The sequence below is a fragment of the Microbacterium sp. NPDC060132 genome (genome assembly GCF_042729675.1).
In the GTDB taxonomy this organism is placed as follows: Bacteria; Actinomycetota; Actinomycetes; order Actinomycetales; family Microbacteriaceae; genus Microbacterium; species Microbacterium sufflavum.
On record NZ_JBHWXU010000001.1, the window covers coordinates 1,157,357 to 1,182,678 of the forward strand.

General features: G+C 71.6%; 28 protein-coding genes and 1 riboswitch. Of the genes, 8 read left to right on the forward strand and 20 right to left on the reverse strand.

From position 1 onward, the window contains the following. Nucleotides 1-190: 190 nt before the first annotated feature. The 7 genes from ACFWCH_RS05775 to ACFWCH_RS05805 all read right to left on the reverse strand — a co-directional run bounded on the left by ACFWCH_RS05775 (nt 191) and on the right by ACFWCH_RS05805 (nt 7,795). Entirely contained in the window at nt 191-2,095 is a 1,905-nt protein-coding gene (locus ACFWCH_RS05775) for an ATP-binding cassette domain-containing protein (RefSeq protein ID WP_378803105.1), read from the reverse strand. After that, on the reverse strand, nt 2,095-3,264 hold the full coding sequence (locus ACFWCH_RS05780; protein ID WP_378803106.1) for a peptidoglycan-binding protein: 1,170 nt from the start codon (nt 3,262-3,264) through the stop codon (nt 2,095-2,097). The genes ACFWCH_RS05775 and ACFWCH_RS05780 overlap by 1 nt, the downstream gene beginning before the upstream one ends. A gap of 7 nt (nt 3,265-3,271) precedes the next feature. Next, the gene (locus ACFWCH_RS05785; RefSeq protein WP_168387128.1) at nt 3,272-4,174 is read right to left on the reverse strand and encodes a hypothetical protein; all 903 of its coding nucleotides are present in this window, start codon (nt 4,172-4,174) and stop codon (nt 3,272-3,274) included. A 228-nt stretch (nt 4,175-4,402) separates the two neighbouring features. Next, entirely contained in the window at nt 4,403-5,392 is a 990-nt protein-coding gene (locus ACFWCH_RS05790; protein WP_378803107.1) for a hypothetical protein, read from the reverse strand. Further along, nucleotides 5,389-6,012 carry an RNA polymerase sigma factor gene (locus tag ACFWCH_RS05795; protein WP_168443064.1) on the reverse strand — a complete coding sequence of 208 codons (624 nt, stop codon included), beginning with the start codon at nt 6,010-6,012 and terminating at the stop codon, nt 5,389-5,391. Before ACFWCH_RS05795 ends, ACFWCH_RS05790 begins: the two co-directional genes overlap by 4 nt. Before the next feature lie 49 nt (nt 6,013-6,061). Next, nucleotides 6,062-6,517, reverse strand: coding sequence for a peptidase inhibitor family I36 protein (locus ACFWCH_RS05800; RefSeq protein ID WP_136033282.1), 456 nt, complete (start codon nt 6,515-6,517; stop codon nt 6,062-6,064). 135 nt (nt 6,518-6,652) lie between these two features. Beyond that, the gene (locus ACFWCH_RS05805) at nt 6,653-7,795 is read right to left on the reverse strand and encodes a calcium:proton antiporter (protein WP_378803108.1); all 1,143 of its coding nucleotides are present in this window, start codon (nt 7,793-7,795) and stop codon (nt 6,653-6,655) included. Nucleotides 7,796-7,990: 195 nt separating this feature from the next. Then, nucleotides 7,991-8,055: riboswitch (guanidine-III (ykkC-III) riboswitch) on the forward strand. Between the two features lie 127 nt (nt 8,056-8,182). Between ACFWCH_RS05805 and ACFWCH_RS05810 the strand changes: the two genes are divergently transcribed. From ACFWCH_RS05810 to ACFWCH_RS05820, 3 genes are all read left to right on the forward strand, one after another. Continuing rightward, the gene (locus ACFWCH_RS05810) at nt 8,183-8,440 is read left to right on the forward strand and encodes a hypothetical protein (protein ID WP_136035609.1); all 258 of its coding nucleotides are present in this window, start codon (nt 8,183-8,185) and stop codon (nt 8,438-8,440) included. A gap of 62 nt (nt 8,441-8,502) precedes the next feature. Beyond that, nucleotides 8,503-10,212, forward strand: a complete 1,710-nt coding sequence (locus ACFWCH_RS05815) for a cytochrome bc complex cytochrome b subunit (protein WP_378803109.1) — start codon at nt 8,503-8,505, stop codon at nt 10,210-10,212. A 417-nt stretch (nt 10,213-10,629) separates the two neighbouring features. Then, nucleotides 10,630-10,809 carry a hypothetical protein gene (locus ACFWCH_RS05820; RefSeq protein ID WP_378803110.1) on the forward strand — a complete coding sequence of 60 codons (180 nt, stop codon included), beginning with the start codon at nt 10,630-10,632 and terminating at the stop codon, nt 10,807-10,809. Here the strand turns inward: ACFWCH_RS05820 and ACFWCH_RS05825 are convergent. The 7 genes from ACFWCH_RS05825 to ACFWCH_RS05855 form a co-directional block, all read right to left on the reverse strand. Beyond that, nucleotides 10,799-11,728 carry a methyltransferase family protein gene (locus tag ACFWCH_RS05825; RefSeq protein WP_378803111.1) on the reverse strand — a complete coding sequence of 310 codons (930 nt, stop codon included), beginning with the start codon at nt 11,726-11,728 and terminating at the stop codon, nt 10,799-10,801. The genes ACFWCH_RS05820 and ACFWCH_RS05825 overlap by 11 nt on opposite strands. 45 nt (nt 11,729-11,773) lie before the next feature. After that, entirely contained in the window at nt 11,774-12,577 is an 804-nt protein-coding gene (locus ACFWCH_RS05830; RefSeq protein ID WP_136044313.1) for an SDR family oxidoreductase, read from the reverse strand. Then, nucleotides 12,574-13,047 carry a MarR family winged helix-turn-helix transcriptional regulator gene (locus ACFWCH_RS05835; RefSeq protein ID WP_136036218.1) on the reverse strand — a complete coding sequence of 158 codons (474 nt, stop codon included), beginning with the start codon at nt 13,045-13,047 and terminating at the stop codon, nt 12,574-12,576. Before ACFWCH_RS05835 ends, ACFWCH_RS05830 begins: the two co-directional genes overlap by 4 nt. A 9-nt stretch (nt 13,048-13,056) precedes the next feature. Further along, a complete protein-coding gene (locus ACFWCH_RS05840) occupies nt 13,057-13,404 on the reverse strand; it encodes a hypothetical protein (RefSeq protein ID WP_136034335.1) in 348 nt (115 codons plus the stop codon). Next, entirely contained in the window at nt 13,401-13,667 is a 267-nt protein-coding gene (locus tag ACFWCH_RS05845; protein WP_378803112.1) for a hypothetical protein, read from the reverse strand. The genes ACFWCH_RS05840 and ACFWCH_RS05845 overlap by 4 nt, the downstream gene beginning before the upstream one ends. Nucleotides 13,668-13,907: 240 nt before the next feature. After that, entirely contained in the window at nt 13,908-15,422 is a 1,515-nt protein-coding gene (locus ACFWCH_RS05850) for a glycoside hydrolase family 3 N-terminal domain-containing protein (RefSeq protein WP_378803113.1), read from the reverse strand. 66 nt (nt 15,423-15,488) lie between these two features. Then, on the reverse strand, nt 15,489-16,601 hold the full coding sequence (locus tag ACFWCH_RS05855; protein WP_378803114.1) for an aminotransferase class V-fold PLP-dependent enzyme: 1,113 nt from the start codon (nt 16,599-16,601) through the stop codon (nt 15,489-15,491). A gap of 186 nt (nt 16,602-16,787) precedes the next feature. Here ACFWCH_RS05855 and ACFWCH_RS05860 point away from each other — a divergent pair, with 186 nt between their 5' ends. Together ACFWCH_RS05860 and ACFWCH_RS05865 are read left to right on the forward strand one after the other, a co-directional pair. Continuing rightward, the gene (locus tag ACFWCH_RS05860) at nt 16,788-16,922 is read left to right on the forward strand and encodes a hypothetical protein (protein WP_275089379.1); all 135 of its coding nucleotides are present in this window, start codon (nt 16,788-16,790) and stop codon (nt 16,920-16,922) included. A gap of 152 nt (nt 16,923-17,074) precedes the next feature. After that, a complete protein-coding gene (locus ACFWCH_RS05865; protein WP_378803115.1) occupies nt 17,075-17,407 on the forward strand; it encodes a hypothetical protein in 333 nt (110 codons plus the stop codon). Nucleotides 17,408-17,418: 11 nt separating this feature from the next. Here ACFWCH_RS05865 and ACFWCH_RS05870 read toward each other — a convergent pair whose 3' ends face one another. Together ACFWCH_RS05870 and ACFWCH_RS05875 are read right to left on the reverse strand one after the other, a co-directional pair. Beyond that, nucleotides 17,419-18,603: a zinc-dependent alcohol dehydrogenase gene (locus tag ACFWCH_RS05870; protein WP_378803116.1), complete on the reverse strand. Its 1,185-nt coding sequence runs from the start codon at nt 18,601-18,603 to the stop codon at nt 17,419-17,421. 101 nt (nt 18,604-18,704) lie between these two features. Beyond that, a complete protein-coding gene (locus ACFWCH_RS05875) occupies nt 18,705-20,033 on the reverse strand; it encodes a cytochrome P450 (protein ID WP_378803117.1) in 1,329 nt (442 codons plus the stop codon). Between the two features lie 145 nt (nt 20,034-20,178). On the opposite strand from ACFWCH_RS05875, the gene ACFWCH_RS05880 reads away from it, so the two are divergent. Further along, on the forward strand, nt 20,179-20,616 hold the full coding sequence (locus ACFWCH_RS05880; protein ID WP_136036882.1) for an SRPBCC family protein: 438 nt from the start codon (nt 20,179-20,181) through the stop codon (nt 20,614-20,616). Between the two features lie 16 nt (nt 20,617-20,632). Here the strand turns inward: ACFWCH_RS05880 and ACFWCH_RS05885 are convergent, their stop codons facing one another. Further along, nucleotides 20,633-21,454, reverse strand: coding sequence for a shikimate 5-dehydrogenase (locus ACFWCH_RS05885; RefSeq protein ID WP_378803118.1), 822 nt, complete (start codon nt 21,452-21,454; stop codon nt 20,633-20,635). Between the two features lie 504 nt (nt 21,455-21,958). Here ACFWCH_RS05885 and ACFWCH_RS05890 point away from each other — a divergent pair. After that, entirely contained in the window at nt 21,959-22,165 is a 207-nt protein-coding gene (locus tag ACFWCH_RS05890) for a cold-shock protein (RefSeq protein WP_136034351.1), read from the forward strand. A 90-nt stretch (nt 22,166-22,255) separates the two neighbouring features. On the opposite strand, the gene ACFWCH_RS05895 is transcribed toward ACFWCH_RS05890, so the two are convergent. Further along, nucleotides 22,256-22,921, reverse strand: coding sequence for an HAD hydrolase-like protein (locus ACFWCH_RS05895; RefSeq protein ID WP_136034353.1), 666 nt, complete (start codon nt 22,919-22,921; stop codon nt 22,256-22,258). A 156-nt stretch (nt 22,922-23,077) separates the two neighbouring features. On the opposite strand from ACFWCH_RS05895, the gene ACFWCH_RS05900 reads away from it, so the two are divergent. Further along, nucleotides 23,078-23,530 carry a response regulator gene (locus tag ACFWCH_RS05900; RefSeq protein ID WP_378803119.1) on the forward strand — a complete coding sequence of 151 codons (453 nt, stop codon included), beginning with the start codon at nt 23,078-23,080 and terminating at the stop codon, nt 23,528-23,530. Nucleotides 23,531-23,545: 15 nt separating this feature from the next. Here the strand turns inward: ACFWCH_RS05900 and nucS are convergent, their stop codons facing one another. Beyond that, nucleotides 23,546-24,241: an endonuclease NucS gene (nucS, locus tag ACFWCH_RS05905; protein ID WP_136030957.1), complete on the reverse strand. Its 696-nt coding sequence runs from the start codon at nt 24,239-24,241 to the stop codon at nt 23,546-23,548. A gap of 40 nt (nt 24,242-24,281) precedes the next feature. Beyond that, on the reverse strand, nt 24,282-25,241 hold the full coding sequence (locus ACFWCH_RS05910; protein WP_378803120.1) for a GAP family protein: 960 nt from the start codon (nt 25,239-25,241) through the stop codon (nt 24,282-24,284). Between the last annotated feature and the right edge of the window lie 81 nt (nt 25,242-25,322).

The following is a 25,322-nucleotide window of genomic DNA, read 5'->3' on the forward strand; positions in this document are numbered from 1 at the left end:
TCATCGCCGCCGGGACCGCGCACCCCCTCATCCACGCGAGCCGCGACCTGTTCGACGAGGCCAATCGGGCGGGGCTGGGCGGACAGGACATGATCGCGGTGATCGCCGCCTTCGATGCGCGCGCGGGTGATGCAGCGGGCGACGCACCCGCGAACGCAACACTGAGAGCGTCGCGGACTCGGGCACACGCTCACGAGCGCAGGGCCGCGTTCGGAAGGACCGCCCCGGCTCGCACGGCCCCGGCGATCGCGCCCAGACAGGCGATCGCGACACCGCCGCCCAAGGCGAGGAGCGCGAGTCGCACGTCGAACACCGGCGTCCACTGCCGCGCCAGCGTGACGGCCAGGATCGCCGACATCCCCAGGACCACCCCCACCAGCCCGCCGAGCACGCCGAGCAGCATCGACTCCGCCACCAGCATCGCACTCACGTGCAGCCGTCTGGCCCCCAGCGCTCGCCGCAGTCCGATCTCCGCGCGCCGCTCCGCGACCGAGCTCACCGTCGCCAGCACGATCGACAGCACGCCGCCGACCAGTGCCACGGCCGTGAGCACCGCCAGACTCATGCCGACGCTGGCCTCCACCTTCTCGCGGGTCGCACTCGGCGCCGGCGGCTGCGACACGTCGAAGCGCTCCGGCCGGAACGCATCCAACGCCACCGGGGCCTCCGCCGCGACCTGGCCGGCAGCACCCGCGCGCGTCACGAGGTAGCCCGACACCGAGCCGACGGGGGGTGCCGCGTCGGCCGCCGCGAGGATCATCGCCTTGCCCAGCAGATCCGTGCGCCGTGGCGACGACGACACGACCCCGGCCACCACGAACGTCTCCCCGTCGATGCTCACGGTGGGCGCCCGCTCGACCGGGCCGAGGCCCAGGTTCGCCGCGAGGTGCGTGCCCACCAGCACCTCGCCGGGACCGAGGGCGTCCGCCCCCTCCGCCCAGTCGACCTCGAGCCGCAGCGCGGCGACCGGATCACCGGCCGCCGCGAACACCCCCGTCTCGACCTCAGGCCGCGGCGCACCCACCCGCACCGCGTGGGTGCCGGAGTCTTCCACGACAGCGGCCGAGGTGACCCCGTTCAACTCCGTGAGCTCGGTCGCCGCAGCGTCGAGCGACGTCGTCAGCGTGGGCGACACCCCGTCGCCCGGCGCCTGCACCGCGACCTCCCGTGCGGCGACGGTGTCGAAATCGCTCGACACCTGCACGCTCGCGGACGACGCCAGCCCCAGTGTCGTCAGTGCGAGTGCCAGGGGGACCGCGAGGGCGGCGACCAGGGCCAGGGTGCGACCAGGGCGACTCGTCACGTTGCGCCAGGCGTCGCGAACGAGGTCGCCGAACCGCACGGTCGAGGCGCGGCCCGGGGGATGCGGTCCGCTGACGGGCGGGTGGCGGCGTGCGCCGTCCTCTCCCACGGGTGCACGCCGCGACCCATCGGACACCACCCGCCCGTCCGCCACCCGCACCCGCCGGTCCGCCCGCTCGGCGACCACAGCGGAATGCGTCACCACGATCAGGGTCGTGCCCGACCGCCGCACCTCGTCGAACAGCTCGAGCACCGCGGCACTGTTCTCCGAGTCCAGGTTTCCCGTCGGCTCGTCCGCCAGGAGGATCGGTGTCCGCGCCGCCATCGCCCGCGCGATCGCCACCCGCTGCCGCTGCCCGCCCGACAGCACGCCGGGACGGCTCTGCGCGAACTCCCCGAGCCCGACATCCTGCAGCGCGCGCAGCGCGAGCCCACGCCGCTCGTCGCGGTCCACGGCCCGATAGTGCAGCGGCAGCTCGACGTTCTCGACCACGGTGCGCCGGTCGAGCAGATGGAAGCTCTGGAAGATGTAGCCGAGCAGGTCCGACCGGGCCGCGGCAGCAGCACGATCGGAGAGCCCCGCCACATCGTCCCCGTCGATCAGGTAGCGGCCGGACGACGGACGGTCCAGGAGTCCGACGATTCCCAGCAGCGTCGACTTCCCCCCGCCGGACTCGCCCTCCACGGCCACGTACTCGCCCTGCGCGAAGACGACGTCCACCCCGTCGAGCGCCACGACCGGCGGCGTCGTCGAGAACACCCGCGAGACGCGGTCGAGCGACAGCGTCGGCACTACTGCACCCGCACTTCGTCGCCCGCGTCGAGCTCGCCGTCGTCGACCGCCGTCACCGCACTCGTGCCGTCCAGAGCCCCCCGCTCAGAGACCGCGACCTCGACGAACCCGCCCTCCCTCGCGACGAGCACGTAGCGGCTCTCCCCGCGCGACAGGACGGCGCGGGACGGCACGAGCAGCGACTCCTCCGCCACGATCTCCCGCGTGATGCTGACGAGCCCCTCTGCTCCGGCCTGCTGCGGGCGCTGGCTCGCGTCGGTGTACGCGAACAGCACGTCGAACGAGCTCTCGCCGTCCTCGTTCTCGACCTCGACGATGCGCAGCAGCGTGAGCGCGACCGTGGTCGAGCCCGCGAGCATCGTGGCCGACATCCCCTCCTCGAGTTGAGCGGCGACCGCCGGGACGACCGTCGCCTTGACCACGGTCTCTCCGGACGACGTCACCACGGCCGCCTTCTCGGGCAGCGCGCCGGTCGCCGGGATCGCCAGCACCGCGGCTGGAAGCTGCGGCACCACCAGAAACGCGGCAGCGGGCGCCGACACCACCTTCGTGGACGGAGGAGCCGGCGTCGCCGGGGCCACCGGAGCGGCATCGCCGTCCGTGGCATCCGCCGCCGGGTCGACCAGGGGCACCGCGTAGCCGTTCGCCCGGAACAGTCCGGCCACCGCCTCCGCGGTCGCGCGTCCGAACGCACCGTCCGCCGTGAGCGCATAGCCCGCCGCGATCAGGCCGTTCTGCAGCTGGAGGACGTCGCGCCCCGTGTCGCCCGTCTTCATGTCGCGGAAGAAGGGGAACGACCCGGGCATCGCGAACAGGGGTTGGTTGTTCACCTCCAGCAGCAGCGTCCCCGCCGAGGCCTGCTGCCCCGGTGTGACGGGAGACAGCGTCACGCTCCCGCCGCCGTCCGGCGTCGGCACCGCGGTGGAGATCTCATCGACGTTGGCGACGGTGCCCTGGGCGTTGATCACATCGGCGAGCTGACCGCGGACCACCGTCGCGGTGATGAGGGAGGGATCGGGGGGCTGAGCGGCCGCGTCGATCTGCGCGGGAGACCGGAAGACGAGCGCCGCCGCCCATCCGCCGGCGAACAGGGCACCGGCAACCAGCACGGACGCCGTGATCAGGACGACGCGACGTGACCGGCGGGGGACGGCGGCCTCCTTCACCATCCGGCCGTCACTCCGCCGTCGCGAGCTCGGCGATCGTCGCGTCGATCTCCGCCGACACCGTGGCGACCTTCGCCCGCAGCGACTCGAAGGCCTCCGCGTTCTGCTCGTACGACGCGGCCTCCCGCTCCCACAGCGCGTCGTAGAACGCCTGCTGGAAGCCCGATGACTCCCGGCAATCCACATCCTCCAGCGCGAGCCGCACCTCCTCACGCGTGATGTCGCCCGTGCTCGGGTCGTCTCCGCTGAGGGGGCTCGTGGTGAACCGTTGCCGCACCGAGTCGGACGGCATGTCGATCGGAAGGGCGGGAAGATCCTCCACACCGAGGGGCACCATGCACTCGTTCCACCGATCGGCCGCTTCCCTCACGGCCGGGTCGGCCAGGGCGCCCTCGAACGCCGACCCGACGAACATGGAGGAGAAGTTCATCATGTCGGAGGAGTACCCGGGGATCCGCCCCTGCAGCTCGGCCGAGCACTCGTCGCTCACCGCGGCGGTCGCCGCATCGAGGTCGGCGGTGCGATACGCCTCCCACGGCAGCACCTCGAGGGGCAGCGCCTCCTGCGGGAGGTGGTATCCGTACGTGCTCGCGACCTCCTCGGTCAGCGCGGAACGCGTGGTCTCGCGGCCCTCGTAAGCGCTGTCGAAGTCGACGTACGGCACCGGCAGCGGCGTGCCCTTCTCCTCCAGGCATTCGGCGATCACGAGCGCACCCGCGTAGGCGGCCTTCTTGAGCATCTTGTCGGTCAGGACGTAGGGGTCCAGCGGCAGCGTCCACGCGGAGATGTTCTTCTCCACGCTGCCCGTCGGCGTCTGTTCGGCGGCGGGGGTGTCGGAGACGCAGCCGGTGGCGGCTGCGAGAGTCGCAGCCGCCACCAGCATCGCGCCGCCGAGACGAAGGTGTTTCGACACGGGTGAACGCTCCAGGGGTGAGGGGTCAGATGAACTTCGCCGACGCGGGATCCCACGTGACGCCGTACACGAGGCCCGAGTTGTTCTCGATGTTGCCGTCGCCCTGACGCCGATGTCCTTACCGCGAGCTTTCAGTGTGCGCGCGGATCGGGGCGTGCACGGGAAGCCCTTTTGCACGAGTGCCGTGTTCCTTACACGGCTTCTCCGGAGGGTCGCGACGGCCGCCTCTCAGCGCGCGGCATCCCACATCGTGTACGACACCACGCCGGCCGGCAGACCCTCCAGCGGCGCCACGAGCTCGCTCTCCACACCGACGATCCGGCCCGACTCGACGGAGATGAACGCGGTCTCCACCCGCTCGGGCACCACCGAGGACACCTGCACGCCGATCACGTCGCGCCCCAGGCGGTCGGTCGTCTCGCCCCGCACGGTCACGCCCCCTGCCTCGTCGAGCAGCTCCAGCAGCGCCGCGTGCTGGGCGTCCGTCAGCGTCCAGTACTGCAGCAAGCCGGTGATCGCGGCCAGCAGCTCCCCGGACGACGACGCCGACGTGGCCCCGAATGCACCGAGGGCCGCGTCGAGCTCGGCGCGCGAGCTTCCGGAGAGTCCGGCGACCGCGGTCGGCAGAGCGAACTCCTCCGGTGACAGGGCCACGGTGTCGATGAGCTCGCCGGGCGCGTACGGGCTCGCGGCGATGCCATCCGGACGCTCGCCGTCGGGCCAGTACGGCTCCCCCGCGACGATGGTCGAGACGGTCGGCTGACCGGGACCCCACTCCAGGGTGATCTCCTGGGGCACGACCTCGACGTGCTCGTCCGCCAGGTCGACGCTCCAGTTCCACGACACCGAGTGCACGACCGGGACCTGCGCGACCGCGGCGTCGACCATCAGGGTGCGCTCCGCGTCGGCGAACACCTCCGCCGCGGTACCGGCTGCCGTGTAGTGCAGGGCGGGCGGGGTGAGCGCCACCGCGGGTTGCGTGGGCACCAGCACCGACACCGCGACGACCGTGGCAGCCGCGACGGCCGCTGTCGCCGTGACCACTCCGGCCCACACCAGGGCCGGGCGGCGGCGGCGCCTCTGCGGGCGGTAGTCGCCGCGGATGATGCCCTCGCGGATCGCGATCTCGGCCGCGGTGAGGCCGCTGTCGTCGGTCGTCCGCGGCGCCGGGTTCGCCGCACGGAACAGGCGGTCGAGCTCGGTGTCGGAGATGTTCATCGCGCCCGTCCCGTCTCGAGCTGGGCGCGCAGCTTGGTGCGTGCCCGCGTCAGGGTGGTCCACACGGCTCCGGGGCTGGTGTGCAGCGCCTCGGCCACCTCACCGGCGCTGAGCTCGTCCCAGTACGTGAGCACCACGACCTGCCGCTCCCTGGCGCTCAGCGACCGGAGGGCGCGCCGCAGCGCCAGTGCCTCCATCGGGTCGAGCGGCTCGGCCGGGTTGCTGAGCCCGCGCGTGAGCGCGTCGATGGCCCTGTCGCGGGACCGCGCACGCCGGCTGCGATCGCGCAGCTTGTTGTCGGCGGTGCGCAGGAACCACCGCAATCCCATGGGGCTCGCGGGGTCGAGTTTGCGCCAGGCGATCAGGAACACCTCGGCCGTGAGCTCCTCGACCTCCTCGGCGTCGTCGATGAAGCACTCCAGGTGGCGGTGGATGCGGGGCCAGTACTGGTCGAACAGCTGTCGGTACACCACCGCCTTCGTGCCGGCGCCGTCGTGCTCGGCCGCGCGCGACGTCGGCCGAACGCGGCCGGGCGCCACGCGCAGGAAGCCGGCGGCGTCGCCGGAACCGGGCGCCGCGACAGCGAGCGCGAGCGGGTGCGTGAACGTGAAGCGGAACATGCGCCCCTCCCTCACGCCGCGATCCGGTGTGAACAGGGTAGCGGCATGATCAGAACAGGCAACGGAGGTTCGTGACCGCCCCGACGACGTTCGCCGTGACCCCCGCGCCCGCCGACGCCAGCACCGTGCTCGCGGCATTGCGGGCCTGGACGGTCCCGGAGGAGCGGGCGTTGGCGATCGAGCGCACGGTGCTGAGGCCGGCGGTGCTGACGATCGAGCAGACGCTGAAGCTCAACCGCGTTCCGCCGCGGTTCGGCTCCGAGTAGGCGCAGTACTGTCCGGTCGCACAGCTGCCCACGGCCCGCTGGTATGGCGACGGGACGGTGAGTTGCATGCCGAGATCGGGCCACTCCGCGGTGTACGCGTCCACGGCGACGCCCCCGGGGACGTGCTCGAGCGCGTAGACGACATCCTGGTGGAGACTCTCGTCGGCGTGGGCGGGGGCGAGCGATCCCCCCACGAGCAGCGCCGTCGCGGCGAGGGTGACAAGGAGCTTCGTCTTCATGCGGACCGTCCGGGTGTGGAGGAAGGGGTGTGTCCCTCCAATCTCGGGTGTCGCCGCCGTCCCCGTCGACCGCCGACCGCGCCTTGCCGCTCCGGGGAGTTCCTTACACACTTCTTTCCGGCCGCGACCCCCCCGTCAGCTGAACAGGATGAGGACGTACACGGCGAAGGTCGCGAGGTGTGCGGCGCCGTGCATCGCCGTCACGCGCTTCGCGGAGAAGGTCGTGACCGACAGCAGCAGCGTGACGCCGAGCATCAGCAGGTTCGCGGGGGACTCGGCCAGCACCACCGTCTGCCCCGTGAGCATGCCGATCACCAGCACCGCGGGGATCGTGAGCCCCACGGTCGACACGAGCGCGCCGTGGCAGAGGTTCGTGACGCGCTGCGCCTCACCGTTCAGGGCGGCCCGCACGGCCGTGATCGACTCGGGCAGGAACACGATGCCCGCGATGAGGAGCCCCGCGAGGGCCACGGGCGCCCCGACCCTGGCGAGACCGTCGTCGAGCAGCGCGGCCATGTCGTGCGACAGCAGCACGATCGGCACCACCGTGACCACGAGCAGGAGCAGCCGTGTCACGACCTCGGTGCGATGCGCGGCGAGCACCTCCCGGATGCCGGGGCGCGGCTCCTCCGTACGAGCCGCGGTCCGCAGTCGCTCGTCGACCTCCGTGAAGTCCTCCGCCTGCGCGCCCATCTGCCGGAACAGGAAGAACGCGTACAGCGCGAGCGTCAGCACGATGATCGGGATCTCCTGCCCCACCGTGTACGCGCCGTCGTCGCCGATGAGCCCGGGCAGGGCGATCCCGAGCGCCACGAGCACCACCAGCATCGCCAGGTACGACGACGTGCCGGTGCGGTTGTGCGCCATCCCGCGGTGACGTAGCCCGCCCAGCAGCAGCGCGAGCCCGATCACGAGGTTCAGGATGATCATCGACACGGCCATCACCGAGTCGCGGGCGATCGTGGCGTGCTCGCCGGGACCGAGCATGACCGCGGAGATCAGGATCACCTCGATCAGCACGATCGACAGGGTGAGCACGAGCGAGCCATAGGGGTCGCCCAGGCGGTGCGCGAGGGCCTCCGCCTGCTTCACCACGCCGAACGCGCACACCAGGATCACCGCGACGATGCCGACGAGCGCGATCACCAGCAGCGGACCGGGCACGGGTGGTGCGAGCAACGGGTGGGCGATCAGCAGCGCACCGAACGCACCCCAGCCGAGCGCCACGCGGACCACATCGACGGGGGTGACCAGCTGCCTGATCGACGGTCGGCTCATGGTCGGCTCCTCGCCGGTCGGCCTCTCCCTGGACATGACGACTCCCTCGTGAGTCAGTCGTCGTGTGCGGGTACTGCTCCCTCGTCCGCCGCCCCGGTGACCGGGGACACTCCCAGGGTAGCGGCGGAACCGCAACAGCACCTGTGCACGCGCGACGCGGGTTGGCCGGGCCTCCACGACCTCTGCTACGGTGGCCGCAGGTCCGAGTTCCGGACCTGCGGACGAGGGCGCAGTACCCGCAAAGCGACAAGACTGACCATGAAGGTCGTCTCGTGTCGCTTCTTGCCGGTGGAACCGTCCCCGCCTCCGCTTCGCCGCACACCGCGACCCTCCTGGCGCCGCGCTCTCCCGCCGACGTGCCTCCGGCACACAGCGAAGGGAGACTCCGTGGACGCGCTCTTCGGATCCATCATCGGCGTGATCATCCTCCTCGTCATCCTCGGGATCTCGCGGGCGTTCGCACGCGGATACCGCCACGGGGTGCGCTACGACGATCTGACGGTCGACCGGCTGCACGCCCTGACGGAGGGCGATCTCGCGGCGCTCGAGACGCGCGACGTGGACGCGTGGCTACGCCTGCGCGCCCTGGAGCGGCGCATGAGCGGCCTGCGCCGCCGGGCCGCCGAGCTCCGGGCCGACCGCTGACGCCCGCCCGCCCCCTTCTCCTTCCCCCGCTCCCGCTCACCTGACCACCCGAAGAGGACCCCATGGCCACGACGCGCACTCGCGACCAGGCAGACCACGACACCTCCCGACGACCCCTCGGAGGCCGTTTCGTCGGTTCCGCCGCCAACTACCTCGACGAGCGCACCAGCATCTCTGGACTGATGAAGGAGCTGGGGCGCAAGGTGTTCCCCGACCACTGGTCGTTCATGCTGGGCGAGATCGCCCTGTGGGCGTTCGTCGTGGTGTTCATCACGGGCACGTTCCTCACGTTCTTCTTCCAGGCGTCGATGGTCCCCACGCACTACACCGGTGCGTACGCCCCGATGCGCGGCATGGAGATGACGGCCGCGTTCGACTCGGCCCTGCGGATCTCGTTCGACATCCGCGGTGGGCTGCTCGTGCGGCAGATGCACCACTGGGCGGCGTTGGTGTTCGTCGCCGGGATCGGCCTGCACATGCTGCGGGTGTTCTTCACCGGTGCGTTCCGCAAGCCGCGCGAGCTGAACTGGGTGATCGGCTTCGTGCTGTTCATCCTGGCGATGGCCGAGGGCTTCACCGGTTATTCCCTGCCCGACGACCTGCTCTCGGGCAACGGTCTGCGCATCATCGACGGCATGATCAAGGGCCTGCCCCTGATCGGCACCTGGACCTCGTTCCTCCTCTTCGGCGGCGAGTTCCCCGGCACCGACATCATCGGACGGCTCTACACGCTGCACATCCTGATCCTGCCGATGCTCGTCATCGCGCTGATCGCCCTTCACCTGATCCTGATGATCGTGAACAAGCACACGCAGTTCGCCGGCCCCGGCCGCACGAACGACAACGTCGTGGGCTACCCGATCATGCCGGTCTACGCGGCGAAGATGGGCGGGTTCTTCTTCCTCGTGTTCGGCGTGATCGCGCTGCTGGGCACCTTCTTCCAGATCCTGCCGTTCTGGGTGTACGGGCCGTACGACCCCTCGCCCATCTCGGCGGGCACGCAGCCGGACTGGTACATCGGCTTCGCGGACGGTGCGCTGCGCCTCGCCCCGCCGAACTGGGACGTGGTGCTGTTCGACCGCACCTGGTCGTTCGGCATCATCGTGCCGGTGGCCGTGATGGGGCTGTTCATCCTCACCGTGCTGTTCTATCCGTTCATCGAGGCGTGGGTCACGGGCGACAAGCGCGAGCACCACATCGCCGAACGACCGCGCAACGCGGCCACGCGCACGGCGATCGGTGTCGCGGGCGTCCTCTTCTATGCGGTGCTGTGGGCGGCGGCGTCGTCCGACCTCATCGCCACGCACTTCATGCTCACGATGGAGGGCGTGATCCACACACTCCAGGCGCTGCTGATCCTCGGTCCCGTGCTCGGGTACGTCCTGACGAAGCGGATCTGCCTGGCGCTGCAGAAGAAGGACCGCGAGATCGTGCTGCACGGCTTCGAAACGGGTCGCATCGTGCGACTGCCCGGCGGCGAGTTCGTCGAGGTGCACCAGCCCGTCGACGAGTACGAGCGCTGGAAACTCATCGACGTGGAGTCGTATCAGCCGCTGGTCGTACGGCCGAACGCGAAGGGGCGCATCCCGTGGCATCAGAACCTGCGCGCCGCCGTGTCCCGGTGGTTCTTCGAAGACAGGCTGCTGCCGCTCACCAGGGCCGAGGTGCACGCGGCCGACAGCGCCCACGGGTCGCACGCGGCGGTGGAGGCTCCGGACGCGGACGGCACCGCGGGGGACGGCCCGGAGCATGGCGCACACACCGACCGTTGACGCCGGCAGGCACCGCGGGGCGCGGGTGGCCCTGGGCGTGGGGGTGGTCGTGGTCGCGTTCCTCGTCGCTGGCACGCCGGCGGCCCTGGGGGCGTTCGCCATCGTGGTCGGGTTCGGCGCGGTCCGCCGTGCCCGGCGCCGCCCGGAGCGACTACCCCGCCTGACGTTCACGTTCGCCGTGGTCGATGTCGGCGGCGACGGCGCCCCGTGCCTGCTGCTGTCTCTGCCGCCCGACGCGGACGAGACCGTGGCGGAGGTGCTGCGTGCGCACGGGTGGAGCACCCTGGAGCCGCCCGTCAACGGTCCGGTCGCACCGGTGCGGCGGGTGGGCGTGGAGTTCCGCGGCGACGACGGCCTGCGGCTGCGCGACCTCGGGGTGCCCCGGCCCGCCTACGCCGAGGCGATGCGCCGGGGGGCGTGCCGGGCGGGTGGGGTGCGGCCGCCGAGCGGACGGGGTGGGTGCTGCTGCTCGCGGTGCCGGAGCAGGCGTGGCCGCTCGACCCCGACCGCACAGTGCGCTCGCCGGTGCTCGGCGCGTACGGGTTGCTGCACGGCTCCCGGGCGGGAGGTTCCCCTGCGGGATCGGTCAGGCGGTGATGCGCGGACGCCGGGGGATCCAGCAGGCCACGCGGTCGCGGTAGGCGCGGAAGTCGGCACCGAACCGCGCCTCCAGGTCGGCTTCCTCCAGTGGTCGCACGAGCGCGTTCCACACCAGCGACCCGCACAGGGCGTACAGCACCACGAGCCACGAGCCCGCCATCAGGCCGACCGCCACGCCCTGCGCGATGCCGCCGACCGCCATCGGGTTGCGCACGAACCGGTAGGGCCCCGCGACCACCAGCCGCCGGGGCATCGCCGAGGGCAGAGGTGTGCCCTCGCCCTGCACCGACATGGACGCCGCCGACCACATCGACAGCGCGAACGCGAGCGCGAACAGCACCGCACCGGCGATGCGCACGGCCACGGGGAACGGCACATGCAGCCCCCACCGATGCTCGGCGACGACGATCACGGCGGGCAGTGCCACCAGGAACACGGCGGAGAACACGAGGATCTGCACGGCCGTGCGGGACAGATGCGCCACGGGCCGGGCGGTCGCCGCGAGCCGGAACCGGAACGGCCCCCGCAGCAGCCACTCGGACGGAACCCGGCCGGTGAGCACGAGCACGGCGGCGCCGATCGACCCCAGCGCCGCGGCTGCCATGAGCAGCGCGCCCCATCCGGCCGCGCCCGTGACGGTGGCGTACAGCGCCATGCCGGCCGCGACCAGGGTCGTCCAGCCGGTGGTCGACCACACCGCGGCGCGCAGTCCCGCTGCCGCGAGGGCCGACCCGAGCACGAACAGCGGGATGTCGAGCAGCGCGACGAGCGAAGCGTCGAGAGAGCCGAGGGTCGCGGTGCGGATTCCGGGCCACACGAACACCGCGATCCACCACGCGGCGCCGGCGAGGGCCTGCGCTCCGAAGAACAGACGACCCCAGGAGCGCGGCGACATCCGGCGCCACAACTCCCCCATGCGGTCAGTCTAGGTCAGGCCGCGGCTCCCGCCGGCGGTGTCGCGTCAGCTCTGCGGGGCGTCGTTCCACGACCAGATGTCGTCGCCGCGCAGCACCGCGTCGGCCCCGCCGTCGCAGTAGATCGTCTGACCGGCCATGTGCGTGTTCGCCGGGCTGGTCAGCCACACCAGCAGTTCTGCGATGGACGACGCCGGCTGGTGGTAGTTGAGCGGCATCGGCACGGCGGCGTCCACCTGCGCCAGGCCCTCGGGCGACCCGAGCAGACCGGCGGTCATGGCGGTGATCACGGTGCCGGGGGCGACGGCGTTGAGGGGGATGCCGGCTCCGGCCCACGCGGGCGTCACCGACTCGCGGCGCACCCACCGCGACACCGCGCGCTTGCTCGACGAGTAGTTGAGGAACCCGCCCTCGGGGGTCGCGGCGAGCCGGTCGCCGATCTCCAGCGCGCGGGCCTCGTCACCAGCGAGGGCGGCGTCGACGAGCTCGGCGGACACCGGCTGCAGCGACGCCATCGACGACACCACGGCCGCACGCGGAGTATCGGCCAGGCTGAGCGTGGGGCGCAGGGCCTCCAGGAACTCGGTCACGCCGAAGAAGTTGATCGCCATGGTCTTCGCGATGGGGGCGGCGATGCCGGCGCACGCGATCACGGCGTCGATGCTGCCGTCCGCGGCTTCGATCGCGGCTTCCGCGGCGGCGATGCGGCCGTCGTGCGTGGAGAGGTCGCCCGCCACTTCAGCGCCGGCGAGGTCCACACCGATGACGGTGTGCCCCTGGGCGCGCAGCAGCGAGGTGGTGGCGGCTCCGATTCCGGATGCCGAGCCGGTGACGACGTAGGTGCGGGTCATGATGATTCCTCCTGGATGGACGGTGCCGACGGCGTGCCGGCGAGGGCGAAGACGAAGCGCGTGAGCTGGTGCCGGAACGCGGAGATCTCGTCCGCGTCCCAGCCGGCGAGGGCGTCTGCCACCAGGCGGTGACCGGCGTCGACCAGGCGCGCGTAGGCCTGCTCGCCGGCGGGTGCGAGGCGCACCTCGACCGTGCGGCCGGTGCGGATCGGGTCGACCACGCCCTGCGCGGCCATGCGGGCGACGAGCTTCGACGTGGTCGGGCGCGACATCGAGGCGTGCTCGGCGAGGGCACCGAACCCGAGTGCTCCCCCGTGCAGCCCGAGCAGGTACACGGCGCGGATGGCGGTGGGGTCGAGGGCGACGCCGACGCTCTCGGCCACCTGGGCCTGCACGTCGCTCTCGCTCCACGCCGACACCACGTTCACGAGGGCGACGTGGATGTCGGCGATGCTCTGGGCGTTCGCCATGCCCTCAGTCTACGCCTTTTGTTGCTTGAGGCAACTGTTCTCCGTCACGTACCCGGTCGAGCCCGAGTCGTCCACCAGCACATACGGCACCACATCAGCGGAGCTCCCGCGTCCACGACGCCAGTGCCGCTCCCGGCCGTCGCCGTACTCCAGCACGATCGCGCCCGGCACGGCACCGGCGGGAGCCACCACGTAGGAGCTGCCGCCCAGACCCGACGAGCGCAGTTGCACCACGATCCCGCCGTCGTTCGGTCGCGGAGGTGTCGTGTGCAGATCCATCGGCGTCACCGGCAGTGCGTACTCGCCACGCACCTGCAGCACCGCTGCGCCGGCGGCGCGCGGGCCCAGCGGCCTCACTCCGCCGCTCCGATGCGCGCAGCCCAGGCGGCCGTGTCCCGCACGCCACGGGCGTCGAGGTACGCGCGCACCGTGTCGTGCACGAGCCGGATCTCAGCCTCGTTGCCCATCGCGGCCTGCATCGTGCCGACGTCCGGGGTCGGCTTGCCGTCGATGCGCTCGAGCGCCTCCCACACGATGTCCTCGCGGGCGCCGCGTCCCAGGGCGTGCGGCATCGAGGTGAAGCGGATGCCGGTGCGGGCGGCTGGTCGTGACTCTTTCATGCGTGTTCCTCTCTCGTCCGGAGGGCAGGCTCGCGCGGAGGGGCCGGCGGCCCCTGGCGGCGCGCACGCCGGAGCGGGGGTCTCGCCCCCTGTGCGGTCGTGCGGTTCTGCGGCCCGCGGTGCTCCCCTGATCACCGTCGAGTGCGGCGCGGGAGCCCCGGTCTGGCCGTCCGGTTCCCTCCGACCGTAGCACGTTGTTTTGAGTCATTCAAAACAACGGATACCGAGCGGTGTGTCGTCTCAGGCGCTTCCGGACAACACCCGAGCGACGTACACCGCCGACGCACGCGACGCCCCGAGCGCCAGCACCGCCCGACCCGCGCGCACATCACCCTCTGCGGGCCACCCCGCATACACGACCACGGCGTCGGGGCGCACGGCGAGCACCGCATCCTGCACGGCCGCCTCGAACGGACTGCTCTGCGGCTGATTCACCAGCAGCACCACGTTTCCCGTCCGGTCCGCGGCGACCGCGGCCGCCCGTGCGGCAGCCGCCGTCGCATCGAGTCCGGCGAGCGATACGCGCTCCACCGGCATCCGCTCGCGCAGCGCCACGGTGAAGAAGTCCGACGCCTCCCCCACCGCGACACTGCGCTTCGTACGGGCGTCGACCACCGTGGCCGACGCACTGCCGAGGCGCACATCACCGACCACCGTGGCCGCCCGGGCGACGAGGTCTGCGCCCTCGAAGGCCGCCGGGCGCTCGGCGTCGTCCCCGTGGTCGCGGCGCCAGGCCGAGAGCTCGGCGAGCCGCGCCGCCGCCTCCTCCGCGCGCGCGACAGGCAACGCGCCCGACCGCAGCGCCTCGTACACGGCGTGCAGCACCTCCTCGAACTCGACCTGGTCGGTGCGCTCGCCGCCGACCTGCGGGTTGAGGGCGGGGTTGCCGATGCACACGAGGTCTGCGCCCGCGGCGAGGGCCCCGACCGCGCCGGGCCCCGAGCCGACCGTGCCGCGGATCGCCGCCATGTCGACCGCGTCGGTGATGAGCACCCCGTCGAAGCCCAGGTCGCGGGCCAGGCGCAGGCTCGTCGGGTTGAGGGTCGCCGGTGCGTCGCCGAGCGCGGGCACGCGGATGTGCGCCGTCATGAGGGTCTTCGCGCCCGCCTCGATCGCGGCGCGGAACGGCGGCAGATGCACGGCGTGCAGCTGTTCGAGCGTCACATCGGCGGTCGCCGGCGCCAGGTGCGAGTCGGTGACGGTGTCGCCGTGACCGGGGAAGTGCTTGGGGCACGCGGCGACCCCGGCGGACTGGATCCCCCGGACGGCCGCGGCGGCATGGCGGGCGACGACGTCGGGGTCGGCGCCGAACGAGCGGACGCCGATCACGGGGTTGCGCGGGTCGGCGTTGACGTCGACGGTCGGCGCCAGGTCGACGTCGATGCCCGCGGAGGCCACGAGCCGCCCGGTCCAGGCGGCGACGCGCTCGGTGAGGTCGATGTCGTCGAGACGGCCGAGCACCGCGTTGCCGGGCGTCGATGAGCCCGCGGCCGCTTCCAGGCGCGTGACGATGCCGCCCTCCTCGTCCACGCCGATCAGCGCTCCGGGGTGTCGTCCGTGGATCTCCGCCGAGAGCGCGCGCGGCTGATCCGGGTCGGCGGGATCGAGGTTCTGCGCGAAGTACACGACGCCGGCGAGACCGTGGTCGAGCGCTCGCCGGAGCCAGTCGGGGGCGGTGCGTCCGGCGAATCCGGGCCACAGCAGGCTGTGGGCGAGGCGGCTCAGGGCGGGGTCGCGCGGCGCGGGCATGAGCATCTCTCGATCGTGGGCGGCCTGTTCACGACGAAACTAAACTACGAACGCGCGACCGTCAATGAAAATTCATGACACCAGCACGCACGCCCGGATGACCGCCTGCACCACCACCGGCACCTGCTCCGGCGTGAGGCACTGCGGATTCAGTGCGATCTCGTCGCCGTCCACGCCCACCACGACCGCGGGATCGCCGGAGCGCAGACGCTCCGCAACCGCCGCGGCCGTCGCGTGCAGCGGCCGTACGTAGGCGCGCGGGATCGAGGCGGGCTGGATGCCGGGGCGCTCCAGCACGTGGCGCCGCACGCGCAGATCCGCGCACCCCGCGAGCCCCGCGACCAGCTCCGACACCATCCGCTCCCGGGCGGCCTGCTCCGCGGCCTCGTCCCGCCGAGCGAACAGCTCGACCGCCGCCACCAGCCCCACGATCGTCTCCTTGTCGGTCTTCATCCCCCGGGCGACACCGTGGTGCGGATAGGCGACGGCCGCGCACGCGGCCACCAGCTCGCGCCGACCGAGGATCATCCCCGACGACTGCGGCCCACGGACCTCCTTGCCACCGCTGAGCACCACGAGGTCGGCACCCTCGTCGAGCATCTGCCGCACCAGCGCCCGCGGCGGCACCTCGGCGGCGGCGTCCACCACCAGCGGGATGCCGTGCTCGTGCAGCACCGCGGCGACCTCCGCGAGCGGCGGCGAGCCGGGCAGCGACCGGGCCTCCGCCATCCACAGCAGGAGCGCGGTCCGGTCGCTGAGGGCACGGCGCAGCTCCTCCACGCTCGTCCCCGTCGCGTCCTCCACCTCGACCACGCGGGCACCCGCGACCGCCACCGCCGTGTCGTAGCGGTTGCGATGGCCGCGCAGCATCAGGCACTCGTCCGGCAGTCCGGAGGCGCGCGGTAGCCGGGCGCGCAGCTCCGGGTGGTCGCGGGTCATCGCGGCGGCCGTGGCGACCGTGAGCCCCGCGGCCGCTCCCGCGGTGACACAGGCGGCCTCCACATCGAGCGCGGCGGCGATGCGTTCCCCCGCCCGAGCTTGCAGGGCGTGCAGGTCGACGTAGGCCCCGGCGGCCTCGCGCATCGCGTCGAGCACCTCGGGCGCCAGGAGCGAGCCGCCGACCGCGGTCACCGTGCCCCACGCGTTGATCAGCGGTCGAAGTCCCAGGTCGCGGTAGACGCTCATGAGCGCACACGCTAGCGCCTCGATCGCTTCCGGCGGCCGTGCCATCACCCCGACCGCTCCCTCGCGAGACGCCGTTCCCGACCGGCCGGCGATGACGGCTTTTTTGCCGCTCAGCAGGAAATTTGACTTCTATGCCGTTCCGGGTATGGTCAGGGGTTACGCCAGCCACGAAAAGGGGAAGCGCACATGTCCGGAAAGTCCACCCAGGGTCGAGCGAGCAAGAAGGCCCCGCAGCTCTCACTCAAGGAGAAGCGGGCCGCCAAGAAGGCCAAGAACGCTCCAGACGAGTTCCTCAAGCCCCGCAAGGGCGCGAAGGGCTGAGGACTCCCCGGACGGCGGCATCGCGGCGGACGCTGCGGATGCGCGTCCGAGAGGTGCGCCGGATACCCGCGCGACGAGGTGCTGTCAACGGCCCTCCCCTCGTGCGGCATCCGGCGCACCCTGGACGTCTCATCCGACGAGAGGAGCACGCCATGACGCTCGACGAGGGCCACCTGAACGATCCGGAGCGCATGCAGCCGGAGGAGGAGGACAGGGTCGAGTCCGGCGCGGAGCCCACCGACCCCACGTATCCGTCCCCCGATGCCGGGTCCGCCCGACCCGGTGCCGGTCCGATCTCGGAGCACCTCGCCGAGCGGGGCGGGGACGACGCCGACCTCATCGAGAACGTGCCGGCGGGCGGTGCGGGGGCCGACGCGGGCGCCGGGCAGGCCGCCCGCGTGGACCCGTCATCCGACGCCTCGGTACCGGACGAGTCCGAGCACAACGACGAGCCCGGCATCGGCACTCGTCGCGCGGAGGACTGATCACCCCACGGTCACACCGTGGACGGATGCAGCACGACCTTGATGCAGCCGTCCTCCTTCTGCTGGAACGTGCGGTACAGGTCGGGTGCGTCGTCGAGCGGGGCGTGATGCGTGGTGAGGTCCATCACGCCGAGCGGATCGGCGGCGTCCTCCACGAGCGGCAGCAGGTCGTCGATCCAGTTCTTGACGTTGCACTGCCCCATCCGCAGCGTGACCTGCTTGTCGAACATCGTCTTCATCGGCAGGATGTCGGCGTCACCCGCATAGACGCCGCTCAGCGACACGGTCCCGCCCCGTCGCACCGCGTCGATCGAGGCATAGACCGCGGCGAGGCGGTCGATCCCCGCCTTGTCGAGCAGCTGTCGCGCGGCGGGATCGGGCAGCAGCCCCACGGCCTTCTGCACGAACTCGATGCCGCTGTTCCCGTGGGCTTCGAGCCCCACCGCGTCGACCACGGAGTCGGCCCCGCGGCCCTCGGTGGTGTCGCGGATCTCGGCGACGACGGTGTCGGTGAGGTCGAGCGTCTCGATGCCGTGCCGTTCGGCCATGGCCCGCCGCTCGGGCACCGGGTCGACGGCGATGACGCGGTGCCCGCGGTGACGGCCCACCCTGGCGACGAACTGCCCGACCGGGCCGAGGCCCATCACGGCGAGGGTGCCGCCCTCCGGCACCTGCGCGTACTCCACGCCCTGCCACGCGGTGGGGAGGATGTCGCTGAGGAACAGGTAGCGCTCGTCGGGAAGGTCGGGCGCGACCTTGATGTGGTTGTAGTCCGCAAGCGGCACCCGCAGGTACTCCGCCTGTCCGCCCGGCACCTGGCCGTAGAGCTTGGTGTACCCGAACAGGGCTGCTCCGCTGCCGTACTCGCGCACCTGCGTGGTCTCGCACTGCGACTGCAGGCCGCGACGGCAGAAGAAGCACTCCCCGCACGCGATGTTGAACGGAATGACGACGCGGTCTCCGGGCTGCAGCGAGGTGACGTTCGCGCCCACCTCGACCACCACACCCATGGGCTCGTGCCCGAGGATGTCGCCGCGACCCAGGAATGGACCGAGCAGCTCGTACAGATGCAGGTCGGAGCCGCAGATCGCCGATGAGGTGATGCGGATGATCGCGTCCTCCGGCTGCTGGATCTGCGGGTCGGGGACCTCCTCGACCGTCACCGTGCGCTTGCCCTGCCAGGTCAGTGCCTTCATGATGTCCTCTGCTCCGGTCGACTGTGGTCGTCCCAGCCTCCGCGTCGCCGGTCGGTGTGAACACCCGGTTGACAGGTGCCGTGGCGCATGCGATCCCGCGCTCAGTGGAAGGGGCAGCCGCGGCCGGAGCCGGCCGCGCGCACCCGTCCGCCGGACGCGGGCTTGGTGGGCAGCCGTCGTCGGTTCACCGCGAGGCCCTCGTCGAGCACGCGCAGCCGCGGGTCGCTGAGCACCGCGATCGCAGCCGTGAGTCCCGCGACCACGAGCTTCTCGCCGGGGCAGCGGTGTCCCGTGGCGACGTCGGCCCCGCCCTGCGGGATGAACGTCTTCACCTCTTCGTGGTCGGTCACGTCGGTGAAGCGCTCCGGGGCGAAGCGGTGCGCGTGCGCCCACGACTGCTCGTCGGTGTCGGTGCCGAGGATGTCGAGCACCACGCGACCGCCCTTCGGCACCCGCACGCCGTCGATCTCGATGTCGGTGAGCGCACGCCCCGGGAGCATCGGCACGAACAGTCCCGTGCGCCGCACCTCCTGCGCGAACCGGGTGGCGAGAGCGCCGCCCACGAGAGCCTGCCGTTCCGCGGTCTCGGCCGCGATGCGGGCGCGCCACTCCGGGTGGTCGTGGAGCTGCTTCGCCGCGAACGCCACGAACCGGGCGGCGGCGATCATCGGCCGGATGCTGTTCTGCAGTTCGATGCCCGCGGTCCTGGCGGGAAGCAGGGTGCCGTCGGCGCTGCGGTGCGCGGCCCACAGCGCGAGCGCGGTGCCCTCGGGAGCCGTGAGCGTTCCGGCGCGGACGGCCTCGATGAGGCGCTGAGCGTGCCGGTCGGACCACATCCGGTTCGCGGTCGCGGCGAGGTAGGCGGGCGAGTACGGCGCGCCGAACCCGTCGACGATCTGGGCCAGCCGAGCGGCCCAGCGCGTCTTCGCGGCGGGGGTCCCCGGAAGGCCCGCCCAGCCCATGATCGCGCGTCCGAACGCCCCGACGGCCGCGTCATAGGCGCTGCGGGTGCCGCCGTCGAGCCAGGCGTCGCGCTCCCGCGCCCACTCCCGCTCGAGCCAGGGCGTGAGCCGCGCGACCTGCTCGTCCTCGTAGGCGACCGCGACGAACGTCGCCTTGCGGTGACGGTGGGCGTCGCCGTCGAGGCTGTGCACGGAGCCGTGCCCGAACAGCGTCTCCTGCACGATCGCGGGCATCGCACCGTGCCGGGCGATGCGACTGTCGTCGTAGAACAGGTCGATGCCCTCGGCGCCGCGGACGAGGGCGGCCTCGTCGCCGAGCAGGCGCATCGGGGCAGACCGGGCGCCCGGTCGTGCACGCCGCCAGATGCGGGCTCCGAAGTCGTAGCCGCGGGTCAGGAGGAACGGGGAGTCGTCGCGCACGATCGTCTCGACGCCGTGCGAGATCCGGCCGGTGAGTCTGTGGAGCATGACTCGACCCTCGCAGCGCTGGGACCGGTCCTCCAGGGGGGAGCGTTCGGCGATGGACTGTGCTAGCGGTGAGGGGACGACGCTTGTCAAGCGCCTGTGCAGGCGGTGTGCGCGCCCGTCACACTGGCGGCGGAACGGAGGAACCATGGCGACGAACACCCGAGACCTGGCGTGCACCACCGAGGACGTGTTCCGTGTGCTGGCGGACGGCTGGCTGTACCCCGCGTGGGTCGTCGGAGCGTCGCGCATGCGCGATGTCGACGCTGCCTGGCCCGCTCCGGGCGCGCAGCTGCACCATTCGGTCGGCGTGTGGCCCGCGCTGCTCGACGACACGACCGAGCTGCTGCAGTGGCATCCGCCGCACCGGGCGGTGCTGCGTGCGCGCGGCTGGCCGGTCGGCGAGGCGCAGGTCACCCTGCGGGCGAGGTCGACGGCGACCGGCTGCCAGGTGCGTATCGACGAGGAACCCGTGAAGGGCCCGGCGACCCTGCTCCCCCGCTTCCTGACCGCACCGATCCTGCGGTGGCGCAACGCCGAGACGCTGCATCGGCTGGCCTATCTGGCCGAAGGGCGTGCCGGGTGATCGGTTGCGCGGGGATTCATGCCCCGGATCGCATATAGTCTTCGGCGGCCTGGACCTGGGCCGGCGTCGGACGCACACCGGTGTAGAGCACGAACTGCTCGAGCGCCTGGAGGGTCGCGACCTCGGCGCCGGTGATGACCGTGGCGCCCGCCGCACGCCCCGCAGCCACCACGGGGGTCTCCGCCGGCAGCGCGACCACATCGAACACCACCGTCGATGCCGCGATCGCCTGCTCGCTGAACGAGAGCGCGTGCTCCTCGCCCCCGCCCGCCATGCCGATCGGCGTGACGTTGACGAGCACGTCCGCTGTCGCCTCGCCGGGCTCCGGACGCCAGTCGAAGCCGTACTGGTCCGCGAGGGCACGCCCGCGGGCTTCGTTGCGGGCGACGATCGTGAGGTCGGTGAAGCCCCCGTCGCGGAAGGCCGCAGCGGTCGCCTTCGCCATGCCGCCCGAACCCCGCAGCAGCACAGACGACCGCGGGTCGATGCCGTTGCGGGCGATCAGGGTCGCGATCGCCGAGTAGTCGGTGTTGTAGGCGGTCAGTACCCCGTCGTCGTTCACGATGGTGTTGACGGAGTCGATCGCGCGCGCGGAGGCGTCCATCTGATCGACGAGGGCGATGACATCCTCCTTATAGGGCATGGAGATCGCGCATCCGCGGATGCCGAGTCCGCGGACACCGGCGATCGCCTGGGCCAGATCGGTCGGCGCGAAGGCCTTGTAGATCCAGTTGAGCCCCAGTGCCTCGTAGAGGTGGTTGTGGAAGCGGGTTCCGTTGTTGCTGGGTCGCGCGGACAGCGAGATGCACAGCGTCATGTCCTTGTTCAGCATCGTCACCGCCTCAGGCTACCGGCGGCGAGGATCCGTGGCGGGAACGGTCGTCCTCCCCTATGGTGAAGGTGCATGCACAGGGGATTGATCGTCTCCGTCTCTCCCCAGGAGACGGACGGCCCACCCCAGGGGCACGACGATCCGTGTATGCGATTGGGCCCTCTCGAGTAGTTCAGTCCCCAATGGGCTACTCGAGGGGGCCGCTCTCGTTCATTCTCCCACCAATTTTCGGATTTGTCCCCCAAAAGGGGGACAAGGAGGTCCGAAAGGGGTTAGGCTGTCTCTGACGCACCCTCCGGTCGTCTTCGGCCCTCATCGCTCCCCCCGCGGTGAGGGCCACACCATTTTCCGGGAGCGGATCGAGAGCCCCGCCGCGCTGGTCGCATGACGCTCATGCAACATTTGGATTACCTTCTTGCCTCTCCTATTGCCGCCGGGGTCGCCTCCACTAGCGTTAGCGATGTCGGTGCACCCCTGCGTCGGCTTCTAGATCAGCAGAACAGGCAGTACATGAGCACCCAGGGCACGGTCAAGTGGTTCAACTCGGAGAAGGGCTTCGGCTTCATCTCCCCCGACGACGGAGGCGCTGACGTCTTCGCGCACTACTCCGCCATCCAGTCATCCGGCTACCGGTCTCTCGACGAGAACCAGCGAGTCGAGTTCGATGTGGCGCAGGGTCCGAAGGGCCTGCAGGCAGAGAACATCCGCCCGCTCTGACGCGGACGACACCGGGACTCCCCGTCTGAAGAACGCACTCGAGCGTCCTTTCGACGGGGAGTTCCGTTTTCTGCGTCAGTGGTGACGGGCTCAGCCGAGCAGCAGAGCCCGCAGTTCGTCGACCGAGGCGACGCGGAACGCCGCGTCGTCTCCCTCGTGCGGGTCGCTGAAGCCCCACTCGACGAAGATCACGGGGACGCCGTTGGCCTTGCCGCCCTCGACATCATGATGGCGGTCGCCGACGAGGACGGGGCGTGACGTGTCGACGCCGAGCGCGCCCAGGCGGCGCAGGGCTTCGGCGACGATGTCGGTCTTCGACGCGAGCGTCGCCTCGTCCGGAGTCGCGCCGACGGTCGTGAGGAAGGCGGGCCGGAGACCGAAGTGGTCGACCAGCGCATCGACCTGGTTCTCCGGCTTGGAGCTCGCGGTCGCCTGCGGCACTCCCGCGGCATGCAGGTCGTGGATGAGCTCGGCGACACCGGGATACGTGCGCACGTCCGTGGTGTAACCGTCGGCCTTGCCCAGCGTGCGGTAGAACGCCACGGCCTCGGCGGACTCCGCGGGCGTCATGCCGGCCTGGTCCTGGAACGACTGGAACATGGGCGGCCCGATCCAGTGCACCAGTTCCTCCCGCGTCGGGGCGGGACGGCCGAAGTGCGTGAGGGCGACGTGCAGCCGACGGAGGATGCCGACCGAGGCGTCGACGATCGTGCCGTCGACGTCCCAGAGCACGCAGGTGTAAGGGGAGGGGGCCATCTCTCCAGCCTATGGGTCCGCGGACGCCTGCCCGGTCCTGCTGCACGGGTGTGCAGTCTCACGCGTGCTCCCCGGATCGCGTGGCCGCGGCGCGAACGGCGGAATGCTGCACCGTAGGGTCGTGACAGCGGCGGGAACGCGAGTGAGACTGGGGAGATGTTCGTGTCGATGGAAGTGATCACCATCCTGGGGTCGACGGTGACGATCATCGTCGCGATGGCAAGCGGCTTCGGCTGGCTCGTCACGCGCATGGATGCGCGATTTGCAGCGTCGGATGCGCGGATGGCTGAGCGGTTCGCGATGGTCGAGGGGCCGTTCTCGGGCATGGAAGAGCGGATGGATGCGCGGTTCGCAGCGTCGGATGCGCGGATGGATGAGCGGTTCGCGATGGTCGAGGGGCGGTTCTCGAGCATGGAAGAGCGGATGGATGCGCGGTTCGCGGCGTCGGATGCGCGGTTCGCGATGGTGGAGGAGCGATTCTCCGGCATGGACGCGCGTTTCGGGGCCCTGGAGGAACGGCTGACGGGGATCGAGCACGAGGTGACCGAGGTCAGGATCGCGGTCGCCCGGCTGGAAGGGCCACCGCGACGGCTGATCTCCGTGCGCTGACCGCGGCGAGCGGTGTCAGAACAGCCGGGGGATGCCCGACTCGATGCCCTTCATGTCGTCGTAGTCGAGCACCAGGCAGCGGATGCCGCGGTCTTCGGCGAGCACGCGGGCTTGCGGCTTGATCTCCTGCGCGGCGAAGACGCCCTGCACGGGGGAGAGGTGGGGGTCGCGGCCCAGCAGCTCCAGGTAGCGCGTCAGCTGCTCCACGCCGTCGATGTCGCCCCGGCGCTTGACCTCCACGGCGATCGCAGCGCCCTCCGCGTCACGCACCAGCAGGTCGACCGGACCGATGGCGGTCGGATACTCCCGGCGCACCAGGGTCGCGCCCTCGGCGATGAGCTCGACCTGCTCGGCCAGCAGGCGCTGCAGGTCCGCCTCGACGCCGTCCTTCTGCAGCCCGGGGTCGATGCCCAGTTCGTGCTGCGAGTCGTGGATGATCTCGTAGATCTGCACACGCAGCGCATCGCCCGTCTTCTTGTGCGTGACGCGCCACACCTCGACGACGCCGGCGGTCGCCTCCTCCTCGCCCGGGACCTCCGTGGCGAGGGAGCAGGGCGGGCTCATCCAGTTGAGGGGCTTGTAGCTTCCCCCATCGGAGTGCACGAGCAGGCTCCCGTCGCCCTTGTGCACGAGCAGGCGCGTGGCGAGCGGGAGGTGGGCGTTGAGCCGGCCGGAGTAGTCCACCGAGCAGCGGGCGATGACGAGACGCACCCGACGAGCCTACTTCGTCGCCGACGCTGCGCCGACCGGCTCAGAGGATCGAGCCGAGCGCGTCGAACAGCCCGAGCTCGGTGGCGGCCGACCGCGCGATCAGGAACCCGATGATGCCGATGATCCATGCCGTGTTCTCGGCGCCCGTGCGCTCCATCCACGCCGCGAAGCGCTCCAGCGGGCGCTGCACGAGCGGCGCCGCCACGAGCCGCAGCACCAAGAGGACGAGGGCGGGCGCGATCATGAGCGCGCAATAGCCGACCAGCGCGAGCACGCGGAACGGGGTGTCGACACCCGCGTCGGCGAGCATCGCCATGGCCACGAGGTAGGGGAGCATCGTGGCGACCTCGACGAGCCCCGCGGCGATCGCGACCGCCATCACCGCGAACCCTCGCGTGCGCGGGTCGAGCAGGCGTTCGCGCCACCGCATGAGGCGTCCAGGGCGCGCGGGTGCGTGCCCCGTGGTCGCGGACTCGGGGCGTTCGAGAGCGGAACCCGTGGCGGCGACGGGCGAATCGGACGACGCGCCGGTCCATCGCGGTTCGGGCTCCGGGTCGGAGGCGGCCGCTCGAAACAGCGGGGCCGGGTCGGGTGTCGCCGCGGAGGCGCGACCGGAGGCGGACGGCCTCCCGGTCCACGGCGACACCCGCGGCGGCTGCCGCTCCCCATCGCCGACCGCTGCGGGCTTCGAGGTGGGCATCGCGAACGCGGTGATCAGCAGCGCGACGCCCACCAGCAGCCGCGTGATCATCCCCGCCGGGGACGCGAGGAAGTCGGACGCGACGTCCGCCAGGTTCACCAGTCCCCACAGGAACAGCAGCCCGACCGCCAGGTAGAACCCCGCGATCGTCACCAGATACAGCACGATGCGACCCGCTCGCACGCGCCCCGGGTGCAGCAGCAGGAAGACGGGGATCAGCAGGGTGCCCACGCTGAGCCCGTCGATGAGCGCCAGCACCGCGAGCGACAGGGGGAGGGGGAGTCCGCCGAAGAGTTCCATGCCTCCACCGTCGTGGCCGGCGCGGCCGGGCGGATCGGGCGAAAGTACCGTCTGCCGCACGACCCTCATCCCTTCGTCGGA

What these genes read in the sequence shown, in the direction of transcription:
- ACFWCH_RS05845 (WP_378803112.1), bottom strand. Translation starts at nt 13,667, where the DNA reads ATGAAAGAGTCACGACCAGCCGCCCGCACCGGCATCCGCTTCACCTCG.
- ACFWCH_RS05865 (WP_378803115.1), top strand. Translation starts at nt 17,075, where the DNA reads ATGACGCTCGACGAGGGCCACCTGAACGATCCGGAGCGCATGCAGCCG.
- ACFWCH_RS05860 (WP_275089379.1), top strand. Translation starts at nt 16,788, where the DNA reads ATGTCCGGAAAGTCCACCCAGGGTCGAGCGAGCAAGAAGGCCCCGCAG.
- ACFWCH_RS05880 (WP_136036882.1), top strand. Translation starts at nt 20,179, where the DNA reads ATGGCGACGAACACCCGAGACCTGGCGTGCACCACCGAGGACGTGTTC.
- ACFWCH_RS05895 (WP_136034353.1), bottom strand. Translation starts at nt 22,921, where the DNA reads ATGGCCCCCTCCCCTTACACCTGCGTGCTCTGGGACGTCGACGGCACG.
- ACFWCH_RS05830 (WP_136044313.1), bottom strand. Translation starts at nt 12,577, where the DNA reads ATGACCCGCACCTACGTCGTCACCGGCTCGGCATCCGGAATCGGAGCC.
- ACFWCH_RS05795 (WP_168443064.1), bottom strand. Translation starts at nt 6,012, where the DNA reads ATGTTCCGCTTCACGTTCACGCACCCGCTCGCGCTCGCTGTCGCGGCG.
- ACFWCH_RS05805 (WP_378803108.1), bottom strand. Translation starts at nt 7,795, where the DNA reads ATGAGCCGACCGTCGATCAGGCAGCTGGTCACCCCCGTCGATGTGGTC.
- ACFWCH_RS05850 (WP_378803113.1), bottom strand. Translation starts at nt 15,422, where the DNA reads ATGCTCATGCCCGCGCCGCGCGACCCCGCCCTGAGCCGCCTCGCCCAC.
- ACFWCH_RS05890 (WP_136034351.1), top strand. Translation starts at nt 21,959, where the DNA reads ATGAGCACCCAGGGCACGGTCAAGTGGTTCAACTCGGAGAAGGGCTTC.
- ACFWCH_RS05855 (WP_378803114.1), bottom strand. Translation starts at nt 16,601, where the DNA reads ATGAGCGTCTACCGCGACCTGGGACTTCGACCGCTGATCAACGCGTGG.
- ACFWCH_RS05835 (WP_136036218.1), bottom strand. Translation starts at nt 13,047, where the DNA reads ATGGCGAACGCCCAGAGCATCGCCGACATCCACGTCGCCCTCGTGAAC.
- ACFWCH_RS05875 (WP_378803117.1), bottom strand. Translation starts at nt 20,033, where the DNA reads ATGCTCCACAGACTCACCGGCCGGATCTCGCACGGCGTCGAGACGATC.
- ACFWCH_RS05815 (WP_378803109.1), top strand. Translation starts at nt 8,503, where the DNA reads ATGGCCACGACGCGCACTCGCGACCAGGCAGACCACGACACCTCCCGA.
- ACFWCH_RS05825 (WP_378803111.1), bottom strand. Translation starts at nt 11,728, where the DNA reads ATGGGGGAGTTGTGGCGCCGGATGTCGCCGCGCTCCTGGGGTCGTCTG.
- ACFWCH_RS05870 (WP_378803116.1), bottom strand. Translation starts at nt 18,603, where the DNA reads ATGAAGGCACTGACCTGGCAGGGCAAGCGCACGGTGACGGTCGAGGAG.
- ACFWCH_RS05900 (WP_378803119.1), top strand. Translation starts at nt 23,078, where the DNA reads ATGTTCGTGTCGATGGAAGTGATCACCATCCTGGGGTCGACGGTGACG.
- ACFWCH_RS05780 (WP_378803106.1), bottom strand. Translation starts at nt 3,264, where the DNA reads ATGGTGAAGGAGGCCGCCGTCCCCCGCCGGTCACGTCGCGTCGTCCTG.
- ACFWCH_RS05800 (WP_136033282.1), bottom strand. Translation starts at nt 6,517, where the DNA reads ATGAAGACGAAGCTCCTTGTCACCCTCGCCGCGACGGCGCTGCTCGTG.
- ACFWCH_RS05790 (WP_378803107.1), bottom strand. Translation starts at nt 5,392, where the DNA reads ATGAACATCTCCGACACCGAGCTCGACCGCCTGTTCCGTGCGGCGAAC.
- ACFWCH_RS05910 (WP_378803120.1), bottom strand. Translation starts at nt 25,241, where the DNA reads ATGGAACTCTTCGGCGGACTCCCCCTCCCCCTGTCGCTCGCGGTGCTG.